The 15,895-nt window shown below is 31.6% G+C and carries 23 protein-coding genes; 3 read left to right on the forward strand and 20 right to left on the reverse strand.

Translation table 11 applies throughout. The annotated features are described in order from the left end of the window. Nucleotides 1-3: 3 nt before the first annotated feature. The 16 genes from RSA29_RS04535 to RSA29_RS04610 all read right to left on the reverse strand — a co-directional run bounded on the left by RSA29_RS04535 (nucleotide 4) and on the right by RSA29_RS04610 (nucleotide 7,595). Nucleotides 4-366 (reverse strand): hypothetical protein, encoded by a 363-nt coding sequence (locus RSA29_RS04535; RefSeq protein WP_346942826.1) that lies wholly within the window; start codon nucleotides 364-366, stop codon nucleotides 4-6. Nucleotides 367-384: 18 nt separating this feature from the next. Then, nucleotides 385-666, reverse strand: coding sequence for a hypothetical protein (locus tag RSA29_RS04540; RefSeq protein WP_346942825.1), 282 nt, complete (start codon nucleotides 664-666; stop codon nucleotides 385-387). 10 nt (nucleotides 667-676) lie between these two features. Continuing rightward, entirely contained in the window at nucleotides 677-826 is a 150-nt protein-coding gene (locus RSA29_RS04545; protein WP_346942824.1) for a hypothetical protein, read from the reverse strand. A gap of 5 nt (nucleotides 827-831) precedes the next feature. Then, complete coding sequence (locus tag RSA29_RS04550; protein ID WP_346944377.1) at nucleotides 832-2,790, reverse strand: DNA polymerase; 1,959 nt, start codon at nucleotides 2,788-2,790, stop codon at nucleotides 832-834. Nucleotides 2,791-2,796: 6 nt separating this feature from the next. Then, entirely contained in the window at nucleotides 2,797-2,958 is a 162-nt protein-coding gene (locus RSA29_RS04555) for a DUF6877 family protein (protein WP_346942822.1), read from the reverse strand. Next, entirely contained in the window at nucleotides 2,955-3,173 is a 219-nt protein-coding gene (locus tag RSA29_RS04560; protein ID WP_346942821.1) for a hypothetical protein, read from the reverse strand. The genes RSA29_RS04555 and RSA29_RS04560 overlap by 4 nt, the downstream gene beginning before the upstream one ends. Before the next feature lie 51 nt (nucleotides 3,174-3,224). Next, complete coding sequence (locus tag RSA29_RS04565) at nucleotides 3,225-3,782, reverse strand: DUF2815 family protein (protein WP_346942820.1); 558 nt, start codon at nucleotides 3,780-3,782, stop codon at nucleotides 3,225-3,227. A gap of 179 nt (nucleotides 3,783-3,961) precedes the next feature. Then, nucleotides 3,962-5,137: a DUF2800 domain-containing protein gene (locus RSA29_RS04570; RefSeq protein ID WP_346942819.1), complete on the reverse strand. Its 1,176-nt coding sequence runs from the start codon at nucleotides 5,135-5,137 to the stop codon at nucleotides 3,962-3,964. Then, a complete protein-coding gene (locus tag RSA29_RS04575) occupies nucleotides 5,137-5,556 on the reverse strand; it encodes a hypothetical protein (protein WP_346942818.1) in 420 nt (139 codons plus the stop codon). The genes RSA29_RS04570 and RSA29_RS04575 overlap by 1 nt, the downstream gene beginning before the upstream one ends. Beyond that, nucleotides 5,547-5,708 (reverse strand): hypothetical protein, encoded by a 162-nt coding sequence (locus RSA29_RS04580; RefSeq protein ID WP_346942817.1) that lies wholly within the window; start codon nucleotides 5,706-5,708, stop codon nucleotides 5,547-5,549. Before RSA29_RS04580 ends, RSA29_RS04575 begins: the two co-directional genes overlap by 10 nt. 2 nt (nucleotides 5,709-5,710) lie before the next feature. After that, nucleotides 5,711-5,956, reverse strand: a complete 246-nt coding sequence (locus RSA29_RS04585) for a hypothetical protein (RefSeq protein ID WP_346942816.1) — start codon at nucleotides 5,954-5,956, stop codon at nucleotides 5,711-5,713. After that, nucleotides 5,957-6,310: a hypothetical protein gene (locus RSA29_RS04590; RefSeq protein WP_346944378.1), complete on the reverse strand. Its 354-nt coding sequence runs from the start codon at nucleotides 6,308-6,310 to the stop codon at nucleotides 5,957-5,959. A gap of 12 nt (nucleotides 6,311-6,322) precedes the next feature. Further along, nucleotides 6,323-6,889 carry a sigma-70 family RNA polymerase sigma factor gene (locus RSA29_RS04595; RefSeq protein ID WP_346942814.1) on the reverse strand — a complete coding sequence of 189 codons (567 nt, stop codon included), beginning with the start codon at nucleotides 6,887-6,889 and terminating at the stop codon, nucleotides 6,323-6,325. Between the two features lie 24 nt (nucleotides 6,890-6,913). Then, the gene (locus RSA29_RS04600; RefSeq protein ID WP_346944379.1) at nucleotides 6,914-7,111 is read right to left on the reverse strand and encodes a hypothetical protein; all 198 of its coding nucleotides are present in this window, start codon (nucleotides 7,109-7,111) and stop codon (nucleotides 6,914-6,916) included. Nucleotides 7,112-7,166: 55 nt separating this feature from the next. Then, nucleotides 7,167-7,373 carry a helix-turn-helix domain-containing protein gene (locus tag RSA29_RS04605; RefSeq protein ID WP_346942812.1) on the reverse strand — a complete coding sequence of 69 codons (207 nt, stop codon included), beginning with the start codon at nucleotides 7,371-7,373 and terminating at the stop codon, nucleotides 7,167-7,169. A gap of 18 nt (nucleotides 7,374-7,391) precedes the next feature. Continuing rightward, on the reverse strand, nucleotides 7,392-7,595 hold the full coding sequence (locus RSA29_RS04610) for a helix-turn-helix transcriptional regulator (RefSeq protein ID WP_346942811.1): 204 nt from the start codon (nucleotides 7,593-7,595) through the stop codon (nucleotides 7,392-7,394). A gap of 241 nt (nucleotides 7,596-7,836) precedes the next feature. Between RSA29_RS04610 and RSA29_RS04615 the strand changes: the two genes are divergently transcribed. The 3 genes from RSA29_RS04615 (at nucleotide 7,837) to RSA29_RS04625 (ending at nucleotide 9,996) form a co-directional block, all read left to right on the forward strand. After that, nucleotides 7,837-8,259: a helix-turn-helix transcriptional regulator gene (locus RSA29_RS04615; RefSeq protein ID WP_346942810.1), complete on the forward strand. Its 423-nt coding sequence runs from the start codon at nucleotides 7,837-7,839 to the stop codon at nucleotides 8,257-8,259. Nucleotides 8,260-8,281: 22 nt separating this feature from the next. Further along, nucleotides 8,282-8,722, forward strand: a complete 441-nt coding sequence (locus tag RSA29_RS04620) for an ImmA/IrrE family metallo-endopeptidase (RefSeq protein ID WP_346942809.1) — start codon at nucleotides 8,282-8,284, stop codon at nucleotides 8,720-8,722. 134 nt (nucleotides 8,723-8,856) lie between these two features. Continuing rightward, nucleotides 8,857-9,996 carry a site-specific integrase gene (locus RSA29_RS04625; protein ID WP_346942808.1) on the forward strand — a complete coding sequence of 380 codons (1,140 nt, stop codon included), beginning with the start codon at nucleotides 8,857-8,859 and terminating at the stop codon, nucleotides 9,994-9,996. A 71-nt stretch (nucleotides 9,997-10,067) separates the two neighbouring features. On the opposite strand, the gene rlmD is transcribed toward RSA29_RS04625, so the two are convergent. The 4 genes from rlmD to pfkA all read right to left on the reverse strand — a co-directional run bounded on the left by rlmD (nucleotide 10,068) and on the right by pfkA (nucleotide 15,390). After that, nucleotides 10,068-11,612: a 23S rRNA (uracil(1939)-C(5))-methyltransferase RlmD gene (rlmD, locus tag RSA29_RS04630; RefSeq protein ID WP_346942807.1), complete on the reverse strand. Its 1,545-nt coding sequence runs from the start codon at nucleotides 11,610-11,612 to the stop codon at nucleotides 10,068-10,070. 302 nt (nucleotides 11,613-11,914) lie between these two features. After that, complete coding sequence (locus RSA29_RS04635) at nucleotides 11,915-12,274, reverse strand: DUF1540 domain-containing protein (RefSeq protein WP_346942806.1); 360 nt, start codon at nucleotides 12,272-12,274, stop codon at nucleotides 11,915-11,917. 298 nt (nucleotides 12,275-12,572) lie between these two features. Then, nucleotides 12,573-14,327, reverse strand: a complete 1,755-nt coding sequence (gene pyk / locus RSA29_RS04640; RefSeq protein ID WP_346932400.1) for a pyruvate kinase — start codon at nucleotides 14,325-14,327, stop codon at nucleotides 12,573-12,575. A 103-nt stretch (nucleotides 14,328-14,430) separates the two neighbouring features. After that, entirely contained in the window at nucleotides 14,431-15,390 is a 960-nt protein-coding gene (pfkA, locus tag RSA29_RS04645; protein WP_346942805.1) for a 6-phosphofructokinase, read from the reverse strand. Nucleotides 15,391-15,895 lie beyond the last annotated feature (505 nt).

Below are 15,895 nucleotides of genomic sequence, written 5' to 3' on the forward strand. Positions count from 1 at the left end.
CATTTAATCACCTTCCAGTTCTAAGCCAGTCTCTTCATCAAACCCTAGTTTTTTACGAACTTCTTTAAACCCCCAAGCACACTTACCGGTCCTATCTTGGTACTCCTCAGCATTACATTTTTTAAATACCCAAACATCATGTGCCGTAACTTTATCCTTATACAACTTTTTATTAGCAATATCTGCTATTCTTTGATTTAATATTTCTCTACCTTTTTTACTTCTAGTCTTTATTACTAACCCTTCTTCTGCTCTATCTAAAGGCTCTATTTTAATTGCAGTACTAATTGCACTTAATTGATATTTTGTGTATTGCTTTCTACCGTGTGAGTTCATATAACTTAGTACATCTCTTTTACCTTGCATACCAATTTACTCCTTACTCTAAATCTCTATATCTCCATCATCTGTATTCTCATGATACTCTTCTCTACTAATTAGTGTAATATTATCAACTGATACATCACACTGATTAGCTATAGCTACTTTTAACATATTACCCTTTTCTAAATAGCCCGCTATTGTTGTTATCTCATCTATTTTCTTGGTTGCTTCACTTACTGTTATCGTAGAATATCCAACCTCATTATTGAATAGTTCCGAGCCCTCAATTTTAAAATAAAAATGAAGTGTAAAACATCTAAAGTCATTATCTTTTATATTCATATAAATTCTCCTAACATATTAGATTTAATTTTAAATCCCATTGAAATATTTTAGTTATCCTTTCATAAAGTTTGTTATCCCATATACCAATTTCCATTTGTACTTCTTGTATTCTGCACCATTCAATTGCAACATCTTCATAATGAATTACTTTACCCATAAATCCTAATCCTTCATGTAATAGTTACACTCATACCCATCTGCTTTAAGTGGAAGTCCTGGCGCCCATGAAATATGTTTAGCGAATATCTCATTAACCTCATCTAAACTACCAAAATCTTTAGGTACATCCATGATAAGTTCATCATGCACATGCATAACTGTGTCATAACCTACTTTTTCAACATTAAACATTGCTTCTCCTAAACAATCTCTTGCCGTAGCCTGTACAATATTTTCTACAAGTTTAGGTCCGTAAGTTTCTAATGTAGTCCATTGCTTAGAAGTCTGTTCCATACCTTCATAAGTAATAATTGGTTTATCAAATTTCCCAATCTCTATTTTTGGCCTTATATACGATAATCTTCTACCTGAAGGTAATTGTATAAATAATATTCCCGGATTATATATAAACTTAAGCCCAAACTGCATACATACTGTAGTTCTTTCTTCAATAGCTTTTTTAGCTGCCTTATCACAATCCCACCAAAATTTTGTTATCTTCGGATTCGCATTTCTCCAACTCTTAACTAGTCCCGGAAGTTCTTCCTCTGGAATACTTTTAGCTTTATCCATACTAGCTATAGCTCCAACACTTCCACCATACCCAAGAGCAAGTTCCGCGATCTTACCTTTCTGTCTTAAATCGCTACCTTTTTTTACATCTTCTATAGGTACCTTAAACATTTGACTTGCTGAAGCTTCATATATCTTTCCATGGGTTGCAAATACATCAAGTCTCCATTGCTCTGATGCATACCAGGCAATTACTCTTGCTTCTATCGCGGAGAAGTCAGCTACCATGAACCTATTCCCATCTCTAGGTATAAATGCTGTTCTAATAAGTTGTGACAATGTATCTGGAATACTATCATATAGAAACTCTATATCATCGAATCTACCTTCTCTTACACAGTTTCTAGCATCATCTAAATCCGGTAAATGGTTCTGTGGAAGGTTCTGCACCTGCACCAATCTTCCAGCCCATCTACCAGTTCTATTAGCCCCATAAAACTGTAATAATCCTCTTACTCTACTATCTTTACATCTGCCTTTTAACATAGCTTCATATTTCTTAATTGATGTCTTGGCCATAAGTTGTCTTAGTTCTAAAACTCTAATTACTTCTTGATTTCCATTAGAGTTAAATATGAGTTCTGGTATAGTATCTTTTGTAAGACTTGTAATCTCATAACCCACACGCTCACCTAGCCACTTTTTAAGCTGAGTCGGACTATTAGGATTACTTAACCCTGTTAATTCTCTTGCTTCATTTTGTAGCCTTTCAGCAAATATTAAATCGCACTCTATAGCTTTATTAATTAGAACTAAATCAGTGCCAACACCGCGGTCATTTATCTTTTGGTCTAGTTCCCATAATCTCTGCTCATTCTCTGTAGTTATATATTTACTTAGCTTATTTCTTATAGTTCTCTCAACTTCAACGTCTTGTTTACAATATTGTTTAAATAACTCCCACTTCTCTGGATCATGTTCCGGTAGATTTCTAGTTCTGCCACCATTAGTCTTAGTTGGTTTACAAGGCTTACAGAAATACTGTATTAATGCCTTACCTTCTTTCATCTTCTGCTTATCACTCTCAAGCTTTAGAACTTTACCAACCATATCAAGTGAACCAGGTAACCCCATTGTTAATGCTTTTATCATCGTACATTGCCATTGTTCTGGTGGGCACTCTATTAATGCAAAATCATTACTTATTGCATTTCTTTCAAAGTTTGCATTAAATGCGGTCTTAATTACACTAGAATCTTCTAATGCTTTAATGACTTCATCTGGTAACTCTCCATCATTTAAATAATCTACAATTTGTACTTCTTCATCATCAAACGCATAAGCAAATAGTATTATTTCAAAATCAGGGGCTTCACAATACCTGTAAGCCCCCGAAGTTTTAATATCTATACTGCTATATGTTTCAACGTCTATAGCTAACGTCTTCATATCAATTTACCTCACAAATCTTTCAGCATATCTAAACTGCTGTTTTATATATGGATCGTCTTCTTTCCCTCCTGATGCTAACCAATCTGTTATTCTCTTATTAATATCTTTTAGCACTTCATGAGGAATTTCATATTTACATAAATCTGATATAGAATTAATCTTCATTCTTCATCACCAAGTAATTTTATTTCATCTATTATGTCAGCTCTAAAATATTTATTTGCTTTTACCCCAACATCTAAGTAGATACCTTTACTTGTAATAAGCGTTAATTCACCCCTGAAACACCAACTAGATTTTTTATATACACTTACCTTATCCTTTATAAAAAATCTATTTCCTTTTGAATCTTGAATATGATTTTCACATGAATACTCCATTTTAACCCTCCTTATAAATAAGAGCAGGCTCTTCACCTGCTCTATAAACTTTTAACCCAAGAAGTCATCTTCTGCAGCTACTGCTTCGAAATCGTCCTCTGCTCTTGTGAATCCTCCAAGTGGTTCTCCATCTTCTAGCTTTTGTACATTACCAAGTCCACAAGCTATTCCTTTGTTACCACTTGCACTGTAAGGGTAGAAATTAAGAGTTAATCTACCATAGCAACCACTGTATACCTCTGTAGCATCTAGTATTGGTTGAACATATTGGTCAACTACACCAGGCTTATTTTTGCTATTAGCATTTAGAAAATAGCAATTAGTATATGATTCATCATCTGGTCTTTCTGCATCTCCATCTCTTAACGGAGTTTTTAAGTTAGGTGGAACTTTACCACCCCACTTAGCAGCACCTTCTTTTTTAACCTGGTCTACCGCTTCTTTAATTGCTTTAAGAGTTTCTGTATCTGTCTTAGGTATTATTACAGATACACTGTACTTAGGTTCTTGACCTTCCATTGCCTTTGGTTCAAACAAGTGAGCATATGAAAATCTCACCTTTCCTGTAGTTACTTTTGTTCCTGTTCTTTTTGCTTTAATATTTACCATTATTAATTCCTCGCTTTCAATTCTTAATTAGTGATTGAATAGATATTTATTTGAGCATGTATCCCACATCTTATCTGATTTAGGTATACATAAATTGTGTTTACACCCTAAACAGTTATAACTGTTTTTATTCTTACAATCTTTTTTATTACAAGTTTTATCTTCCACCTTTCTTTTATTTACATAAAATCCTTAGACGGTGTATTCTCTTCAAAATCTGCTTTAGCAGGATTATATGGTTCTCTTTTATCTTCTATAGAAACCAGCGTTGGCTTTCCTGTCGGTTTGATGATGTAATTTCCAACTAATTCATTAAGCTTTTTCTTTCCCACCAATTTTTCCATATTGGTAAGCCCTTGAAGTTCCTGTGGCTTATAAATAAGCTTTGATTCATACCCATGACCTAGTAAGCTTGTTGCAACAAGGCTTTCATCTGTATACTTTCTATTACTTCTACCTTCAACAACTTTATATCCTTGATATTGTACTCCCTTAACTGCTTGTTCCAATGCATACTCTTGTACATCTTTAGCCCACTTAGCTAATTCATCAGCTTTACTTAATATGTCTGCTATATCTACATCACTTAGTGTTAGAGTGGTTCTAAACTCGTACTTAGCTAACTCTAAGTTTTTATCAGCTCTAGCCTTGCAAACTGATTTAGCCCTACAAAATCCACAATGATTATCTGCACGAAACTCACCTTCACCCTTGAATGCTAACTCTGCTATTGGCTTTAATTCTTCCTCTGCCCATTTAAGCAAATCATCTGCATCAACTTCATCTGTTGAAATACTATCAAGTCTAGGTTGTATAATCGTCATTCTTACTTTTTCTATATCATATAAGAATCCAAATTCATGTATTGCTCCCAGTGCATATAATCGCATTTGCTTATTATCTATTGCACTTACTGGAACTCCTTTACCGTACTTTAGATCACATATTTCCATAACCCCATCCGCAATTATTACAAAGTCCCCGGTACCGAATCCTTCTGGTACCCATTCACTAAAGTTAAGTTTTTGTTCTATGCTAAATACTGCATCAGGAGTCTTTGCTTTCGCCTCTGCTACCTTTTCAATACAAGTATCTACATATATCTCTACATAGTCAGGCATATCAGCAGTATAAAGTTCATGTGCTTGTATCTTCTTAACTTCAATATTATATTTTCTTGTTGATATTAACCCCAGTTCTTTTCTTAACCCTAATTCTCCAAGTTCATGTGCCAACGTACCCTCCCGAGCAAACTCACTAGACTGATTAGGGTAGTTCTGTTCTAATCTAGCAGAAGGTGGGCAGGCCATCCATCTACTAGCACCAGAAGCACTTAATATTGCATGCGCTGCCATTATAATAGTTCCCCCGCATCCTTTAATATTGCTGCATAGTCTTCTTCTTTTACTTCCCCTAGCTTAGCAGCTCCGTACTTACTTGTAAGCTCTTTAGCTTTAGCCTGCTTACCTTCTTTAATCAGCTTAGTGAATATAGCCCTTACCATTTCCTTAGTCACTACTGGCTTGTCCTCTTGTTTATCATCAACTACAATTTCAGCATCTTTAGTTTCACCTTGTTCTTGGTTTACACCAATTACTTCTGCTTCAACTTTAGGTGTTTCTTCTTTTACTTCTTTAACCTCTTCATTTATAACCTCTACAGATTTAGACATTTTTGCAGTGAATTCCACCTCTTCTTTTGTATTATTTCCTAATAGCATTTTAGCAAATGCCATCATTTCCTCACCATTATTAAACTTTGCTGTTATTTCCATCTTTTCTTCCTCCTCTTATATTGATTTATTTTATGAAAATTCTGTATTTCATGAATCTCAGCACCCATTGCCTTTTCCTTCTCTAGTCTTTTAAACTCGTATAAGTCATTAATTGCTTTACTCATGAATTCAGATTTGCTTAATTTATTCATAGCTACTCACCTAGAAACATCTTAATTTCGTATGCTTCAATATCAACTTTCTGAACTATCCATTTAGTTGCATTTCTAACATGCTGCTTATTATCACTGTACCTGGCAAAGTATCCTATACTGTATGAATTATTAGTTGGAACTACTAGAACATCCCCGTCAACTAAATTGTCTATATCTGTTAAGTATGAATATTCCATATGATCTTGATAGCCTTTAAACTTAACTAATGCCACTTTCTTATTCATTCAATATCCCTCATTTTCTGTTAGCCGTCTTTTAACACCACATATCTTTTCAATAATAATTGCTCTATTTAATCTAGTGGAATCATTAACATAGCTAACTAGTCTACTTAGTTCTTGTACTTCATAACTTACACCGCTTCTTAATGAAGTTAGGTCTACATCATAGGACCTTATATCATCTTCTGTATATTTGTTCTCCTCTTGATTTAATTCAATCTTCTCTTCCGTGAAATACATAATTGCATTCCATACATCCTCACCCATTGTATTAATAACTAAATCTTCTAAGTCCCTAATACCGAAAATGGTGTAAGATTCTTTTTTAAAGCTAGTAGCATTTATAACCATAGGCATTATACATCCCCCTTAACAACAGATTTCCTTTTTAACAACACCTCTTAACCTACTTTTATATCTTGATATTTTCATTTGACTATACCCCAGCATTTCTCCGATCTCTCGTTGTGTATATCCACACCTTGAAAGCTTTATAATTTTAACCTCATTTTCACTATCAACTTGATTAATTAATTTTTCAAAATCAAGCTTAGTACATAAACTATCTTCAAAACTATCTTCATGTATCAGCAAATCAATTAATTCTCCTGGATTATCAGTAGATTTAGCTAGTGCATTCAAATAGACTACGCTCTCATACGATTGTCTCTTCGCAGTATGAAATTTATTGTTTAATTTCCACATTGCATTTATAATAGTTTTGTAAGCTATAGTTATAAATTCAAAATCTTTATTTATGTCATAGCTTTCATATGCCCTATAGAAGTTAAGTGATATCTCTTGAGACAGATCTTCTTGCTCTATAGGCATAAACCAATACTGTTTTAACATTTTGGCTCTGAGCGGTGCGAATTGGCAGTAGCACTGCTCAAAGTCCATTTCATGTATTACCCCTTTGATTTTTATAAGCTTCATTTTTCCCCCTCCTCACAATTAATTTTAAGAAACCACATAAGCTTGTCTACCTCGTATTAAAATCAAACTTCTCTCACAGACACTAATTAAATCTTGTTCTTTAGTTAACCTATTAAACCCTACATTGTTAAACATAATATCTTGCGTAGCAATTGTTAGCACTTCTTTAAACTCTTGTTCTGTTATACTTGCTTTCAAATCTCTTAAAAACTTGAATGACATTTTTGAATTCCACCACCTTGAATATGTTTACCCTCACACTGGAGCCGTTTGAATATTAATTTAAACTTTTTATATTGTTTAAATCAGATAAATCTTTACCTGTATAGGCTTTAAGAAATCTGAATAACTCTATTCTTGTGACCTTAAGCCTACCTAGTTTTAGACCTATTAATATATTCTTATCTATAAGATCATAAACTTTATGCTGATCAACTTTTAAAATCTTTGCTACTTCTGGAACTGTATATAATAAATCTTCCATTTTTGCCTCCTAAATCATTTAATTCTCATCTGTGTCATTTTCTAAAAAATATGTTATGGAAACTCCAAAATAATCAGCTATTTTTTTTAATTTATCTACCTTAGGAATGCTCCTTCCGGTCTTCCAATCACTTAAAGTTGACGTTGATATTTCCGTATCTTTCGCTACTTTATACGCTGTCATATTATTGTTTTGTAACAATTTGGCGAATTTTGGGTACAAATTCCCACCTCCATTCCGTAAAAAATACTTGTCACTATTACGGAAATGTGATATATTTTAATTGTTGAGAATAAAATATATATAACATTACCGTAACATTAGACTTTCTTAGTGTATATGATGTACATTAGCTAGGTTTTCTTAGCTATGTTTAAAGTATAATCCGTATTTCTTAGATAGTCAAGTGTTTTTATTTAAGTTTTCTTAAATACTTTTATGGTAATAGTAAGGAGAGCCTAAAATGTATAATATATTTGAGGAATTATTACAAAAACATGGAATTACAGCTTACAAAGTCGCTAAGGAAACTGGAATAGCTACGTCTACATTGTCAGATTGGAAAAAAGGAAGGAGTACTCCAAAACAAGACAAATTGCAAAAAATTGCAGATTACTTTGGTATAACGCTTGCTTATCTGCTTGGTACTGAATCTTATGAAACTAATAAATCAGATTTACCTCTAACTAACAAAGAAAAATTAGATATAGAAAAAGAAGCTCAAAAAATGATTGCTAATATCGATAAACTTTCTACAGTAGAATTTTGCGGGACCCCAGCAGATGAGGAGGATAAGGAATACTTAAAATTGGCTTATGAGAAATTTTTAACTGATGTAAGAATATATAATAAGAAAAAATATACTCCCAATAAGTATAAAAAGTAGTATATTATTAGTTTTAAAGGGGATGGGGTATATAATGAACATAAAAAAATTAGCTCAGAAATTAATCAAAAAATGCGGTACAAATAATCCATTTGAAATAGCGGATGCCTTAGGAATATGGATTTACGTTGTACCTCTCGGGAATGTTAGAGGAAATTATTTGTATAGCAAAAAGAAAAAAGTATTTTTTATAAATGAAAATTTGTCTGAGAAAGAAACTTTATTCTGCATAGCCCACGAGCTTGGTCATGCAATTATGCATACTAAAAGCAACGTTTATTTTAATAACTCTAATACTTTTTTCAACCAAAACAAGCATGAAATCGAGGCTGATACCTTCGCTGCCGAACTATTAATTAGCGACAATCTTTTAACTGAGTATAAAGATTTTTGTATTGAGGTTGTAGCCAATTGTGAAGGTGTTGATTATAAATATTTAAAACTTAAATTTGACTTAATTTAATTAAGTATATATTTTTTATTGCCTACAGAACATACATTCTCAAATGAATCAATTTATAGAATTTGAGAATAAAAAAATTGAATATTTATACAAATCCTTGAAAATATTAGTGAAATATAAAGGAGGTTTTTCTTATGCAAGGAGGAACTCGTAAACGAGGTTCTACATGGAGTTACTATTTCGATCTTGGAATAGTTGATGGTAAAAGAAAAAGAAAAGAGAAAGGCGGTTTCAGAACTAAAAAAGAAGCTCAAGAGGATTTAAGAATTGCTTTAAATGAATATGAAAAATGTGGATCTGTTATCACTGAAAGTAACATTTCCGTTGCTGACTATTTTGACTACTGGTACAAAGAATATGTACTTATTAATTGTAAATACAATACACAAGAGTATTACAAAAGAATAATAAAGAATCACATAAGGCCAGTATTAGGTTCTTATAAACTTAAATCGCTAACCCCAACTGTATTGCAAGAGTTTATTAATCAAAAATATTTGAGTGGATTATCTAAATCTAGTATAGATAATTTTTATGGAGTTCTTTCAGGTGCACTCAAAACAGCTGTACACCCTTACCAATTTATAAAAGATAATCCCATGCAATATGTTAAATTACCTAAAGATAATAAATCTAAAAACTCTAAAGATGATTTTAAAATAATATCGATTGACGATTATAATAAAATTATTAATAGGTTTCCTATATGTAGTAATTTTTATATACCACTTCAAATTGCCTTTCACACTGGTATGCGCGGCGGAGAAGTTACAGCCTTACAATGGAGTGACATAAATTTAAATAGTAAAACGATAAAAGTTCAGCATACACTAATAAACAAAGGTAAAGGTATATTTGAGCTTGGTCCTCCTAAAACTAAAAGCTCTAATAGAACAATTTTTATAGGTGATACTTTAATTAATATATTAAAAAGACATAGTCTATCTCAAAAAGAAAATAAATTGAAGTATGGAGAATATTATATTAACTCAAATTTTGTATGCACTAAAGAAAATGGTGAGCACATAACAACTGATAGCCTTAAATATTTATCACGAGTTGTAAACTATGAGTTAGTTATAAATTTTAACTTTCACTCGCTTAGGCATACTCATGCTACTATGCTTTTAGAAGGGGGAGCTAATATTAAAGATATTCAAGAAAGATTAGGACATTCAAAGCTTGCTACAACGATGGACACATATTCTCATGTAACAGATAAAATGAAGACTAACACTGTTAACATTTTAGAAAATATAATTACAAAAAAATAATTTGCCACCAATATAAAATTTACGGTGGCAAATTGGTGGCAAATTACATTTTAATTCATATTAAAGCACCCCTAATATCCTATTTGTCTAGATAGTTGAACTACACACTCAACATGATGCCCCTGAGGGAACATGTCTACTGGCTGTAGCTCTACTGCTTTATACCCTAAGTCATCTAATATTCTTAAATCTCTTGCTAGGGTTGCTGGATCACAGGATACATATACTATTCTCTTAGGTTTTACACTTGCAATTGCCTGAAGTAATGACTCTTCACAGCCTTTTCTTGGTGGATCTAGCATTATTACATCTGGGTTAACTCCACTTTTTATAAGCCTTGGAATTTCTTCTTCTGCCTTACCTACTATAAACTCTACATTCTCAACCTTATTTGCAACCTTGTTCTCATTTGCATTTTCTATAGCTTGTGGAATTATTTCTATACCAAATACCATTTTAGCTCTTTTAGATAGAAATAATGAAATTGTTCCTGTACCACAATAAGCATCAAATACAATCTCATTGCCTGAAAGGGCTGCATATTCTAAGGCTTTCTTATAAAGTACTTCCGTTTGAATAGGATTTACTTGGAAAAATGATAATGGAGAGATGTTGAATTTAAACTCACCGATATAATCTGATATTGTATCTTCTCCCCATAAAGTTTTTAATTTATTTCCTAATATTACATTAGTTTTTTCTCTATTTATGCTCTGAATAACAGATTTAAGATTTAAAATATCCCCTCTAAGCGCTTTTATTAGTGGTTTCTCTGCAGGTAACTTATCTCCATTAGTTACTATTACAATCATGATTTCTTTGGTCTTAAAGCCCTCTCTAATCATTATGTGCTTAATAAGACCGCTATGATTTTTTTCATCATAAGGTTTAATCTTGTATTCTTTCATCCAATTTTTTAGAATTTCAACGACCTTATCACCAATCTTACTTTGAATATAACAGTGTTCCATGTTAATTATTTCATGAGATCTAGGTGCATAAAATCCAACTACAACATTTTCATCTTGGAGTCCAACAGGTAACTGAACCTTATTTCTATAATTGTATGGAAACTCCATACCTAAGGTATTATGAATTTTTAAATTTTCAATTTTACCTACTCTTTCTATAACGTCCTTCACCCTTTGAGTCTTAAACCGTAATTGCTCATCATAAGATACGTGTTGTAAGTTACATCCTCCACATCTCTTGTAGATTTTACATACTGGCTCGGCTCTATGTACTGATGGTATTATAACTTCTAAAAGTTTTCCTACTCCATAAGTTTTATTAACTTTTATAAGTTTTATCTTAACTGTTTCATTTTTCATTGCTTCCTTTACAAATACAGTAAAGTTATTTATCTTTCCAACGCCCTCACCCTCATGACCGTAGCTATCAATTTTAATTATATAATCCAAGTTTTTTTCTATATCTACATTAACGTTATTCAAGTGAGTCTTTAAATTTTCAAATTTCGCTTCTACTAATTCCTCTTCCTCCTCACTCTTTAACATTTTATCTTTCATAGCCTCATTGTTTGCTCTTTGAATTTCTTCTTTTTCATACATCTCTATTGTTGTTTCATCATTTTTTATCTTATTATGTTTATTCATTAAATCACCCTCTATTTAGCTTATAATCACTCTTTATTCTATCAGAAAAAAGTATTATTAACCATAATATCCTACATTATTTATATTATACGATTTAAACAGATGTTATTATACATAACTCTAAGAATTCTTTAGATAACTTAGTATTCAAAATCATTTCACCACTGAAATAATATTAAATTTTACTTTAAACAATCTATTAAAATAAAGACAAATATAAAAACTCTAGCTTTCTAACTAGAGTTTTACTACGTTAATTTTAATGTGTGCTCTTTAAATAATATATTCACGCTTACCTCACTTCACTGTTGAAAAGTCTCACATTCAGTTCTATTACTACCAAGTTCAACACCCTCGTGAATTTGTATAAAGTCTGCTCCACAATTTCTATTAATATTAAATCTACAGGTTATGGTGTCACAGTTAATAATAGGGTTCATAGCTATATTAGAACTACTAAATATTTGTTTTATCTCCCCAGCTACATTCATGTTAAATACACTTGTAATGGCATTTTTAATACCTTTTCCCTCAAATGTTCCACATTGTGTATGTTTGTTATTGCCACCACCTATACCCTGAATATCAATTTTCTTTGCTGAACATAATCCTGAAATGTTGTGAATACAATTATTAGCATCACATGTCAATGTTCCACTCAAAATAACACTCCCTTACAATTATATTTTTCTTATTATATGGAGTATTAAGATTCTTATACTATGGTATTAATTTAAAATTGAAAGTTTAAAATTAAAATTAAGGATAAAAGCCTTATAGATTTTCAAAATAAATGTATAAATTTATTAAAATATATGTATATGCACAAAAGAGAAAGACACCCTTTTCGGGTGTCAATAATGAATCAGTTGCCAAATATGTTATATTGTAAGTTTTATCCACAAACCTGATAATTATACATCTTATTTCACATAATTTCAATAAATTTATAGATTCTTATTATACATTTGTCTTTCCGCTATATACCATACCAACTTTAGAATCCATAGTTATAAAACAACCTGATTTTATGATTTCTGTGGCTCCTGTTGCATTATATATTATTGGAATATTTCTTGAGTTGCATTCTAAAACTACACTAGAACTCATCTCATCACTTTCAACTATTATCCCTGAAACATCCTCTAACACATTGACATACTCTCTACCTAATTTATCCACAATTATAACTTGGTTTTCATCCATATTGTTGATAATATCTTTTGGGCTATTTGCATGAAGTGCAGTTCCGTAAGCTGTACCGTTATTAGATCCTTTACCTTGTAGAAGTATATCTCCAATAATATGCACTTTCATCATATTAGTACTTCCAACATAGTTCATTGGAATTCCAGCAACAATTACTACTAAGTCACCCTTTTCAACATAGTTAGACGCCAATGCTATTTCTGAAGTTTTTTCTATCAATTCATCTGTATCTTTAAATTTCGGAGTAAGTATTGCTAAAACTCCCCAGTTTAATGCCAAGCTTCTAGCAACTTTTTCATAAGGAGTACATGCAATTATTGTACACTCTGGTCTATACTTTGATATTTGTCTCGCAGTTTGACCACTTTGAGTTGCTGTAATAATCGCAGATGCATTAAGTTCCATCGCTGTGTTACAAGTTGCAACGCTGATTGCATTTGGTACGTTTGGAACATGAACTTTTTTCCTCTTACCAAAATTTTCTTCATAGTTAATATATTGCTCTGCTTTTATAGCTATTTGAGCCATAGTTTTAACAACCTCTACTGGATATTTACCATTAGCTGTTTCTCCACTAAGCATTATTGCATCAGTACCATCAAAAATTGCATTTGCCACGTCAGAGGCTTCTGCTCTTGTAGGTCTTGGATTTCTAATCATAGAGTCAAGCATTTGAGTTGCGGTTATTACTGGTTTACCTGCTATATTACACTTTTCTATAATCATTTTTTGAACAACAGGTACTTCTTCTGTAGGAATCTCAACTCCTAAGTCTCCTCTTGCTACCATAATTCCATCAGAGTATCTTATAATTTCATCTATATTATCTACGCCTTGTCTATTTTCTATTTTAGAAAATATTTGAATATAATCTCCACCATTTTTATCTAGAAGCTTTCTTATATCTAATACATCTGTGCCTTTTCTTATAAAAGATGCAGCAACTATATCGACTTCACATTCTATACCAAATTTTAAATCTGCAATATCCTTTTCTGTGAGTGCAGGTAGTTTTAATGCAACTCCTGGAACATTCATACCTTTGTGATTTCCAATAACCCCTGTATTTTCAACAATGGTTTTAATGTTTTTTCCATCTATTGATTTTACATTTAATGCTACAAGACCATCATTTATTAAAAGCTTATCCCCTGGCTTTACATCCATATATAATCCCTTATAAGTAATTGAACATTTGTTTTCATTACCAATAATGTCCTCACCACAATGAACCGTAAATGTAGTTCCCTCTTTTAATTCCACAGTGCCATTTTCGAAATTCCCTGTTCTTATTTCTGGCCCCTTTGTATCTAGTACTATTGCGATAGGTTTTTGAAGTTCTTCTCTAACTTCTTTTATCATATCGATTCTAACTTTATGTTCCTCATGACTACCGTGTGAGAAATTAAGTCTTCCTGCATTCATACCATTTTCAATTAATTTCTTTACAATCTCCTTATCATTAGTTGTAGGCCCCATTGTACAGATAATTTTTGTTTTTTTCATAGTTATCCTCCTCTTAATTCGAATAATTTTGGTTTCATTATGCAGATAACACTACTAACAAACAAAACTATATTAGAATATTTTAATTATATTTCAAGATTTATTAATTAGATAAATCTATAGATAGCTTATATAACTCTTCATCAAATTGTGATTCCATTGCTAGTGCTTCTTTAATATCCATATCAATTATTTTATTTCCTTTTATCCCTATAACTCTAGCACTTTTACCACTCATTAATGTTTCAACTGCTTTATTTCCCATTCTTGAAGCTAAAATTCTATCAAAGGCACTTGGACTTCCACCCCTTTGAATATATCCAAGAACTGTAGCTCTAGTTTCTATGCTTGTAATTTCTTCTATCTTCTTCGCTAATTTTTGAGCCCCGCCAACACCCTCTGCTAAAATTATAATGTTATGAAGCTTTCCACATCGCTTTCCTTTAAATATATTTTCACATATATCTTCTATTGCGAAGGATTTTTCAGGAATTATTACTTGTTCTGCTCCACCTGCAATTCCTGCAAATAAAGCTAACTCACCACAATTTCTTCCCATAACTTCAATTACACTTACTCTTTCATGCGAGCTTGAAGTATCTCTTATTTTATTTATTGCATCGATAGCTGTATTTAACGCTGTATCAAAACCTATTGTATAGTCTGTATACTCTAAATCATTATCAATAGTTCCTGGAACCCCAACAGTTGCAACACCTAAATCACTTAAGAGATCTGCTCCTTTAAATGATCCATCTCCTCCAATTACTACTACTCCATCTATTTTTAAAACTTTGATTACATTCAAAGCCCTTTCTCTTCCTTCAGGGGTTCTAAATTCTTCACTTCTTGCCGTTCTTAAAATAGTCCCACCTCTTTGGATTATATCCGAAACCGACTGTTTATCCATTTCAAATAGTTCACCATTAATTAAACCATTATAACCTCTATGTACTCCAAAGACTTTAATACCTTTTCCAATTCCAGTTCTTACCACTGCCCTTATAGCTGCATTCATTGCTGGAGAATCGCCACCACTTGTCAACACTGCAATTCTTTTCATTATTATTACCTCCTCGTATTATTATCTTCTAATACCATTATAACAGTTATATCTATCAACTTAATTTATTTGTGCAATTTTCTTAAATTATAATATTTTATTTCAATTGCAATGATTAAGTTTAATCCAATTTTCACACTATATTAAACTTTCATACTTTCATTTTAATGTATAGGGTTATTACTTTCAATACATTAATTCCCTTATAATTGATGTAATCATTTACCTTTTTATTTTTTCATATATAAAATATATTTATATTTATTATCTCCAATTTTCATCAAAGAATTTAAGTTTAAAACTTTAAATTTAAAATTTAAAATTTAAATTTTAAATCAAAGATTGGAAATTTATAATTTATAATTTATAATTTATAATTCATAATTTATAATCTATCCCCCCCTCTTTACCCTTACCTAAATAAAAATCAAGAGAGTATACAACTATTAAGTGATATACCCTCTTGCTATACTTTTACTTGTACTTATACTTATACTTATTTCTA

Source organism: Clostridium sp., from assembly GCF_036660475.1.
Taxonomy (GTDB): Bacteria; Bacillota; Clostridia; order Clostridiales; family Clostridiaceae; genus Clostridium_J.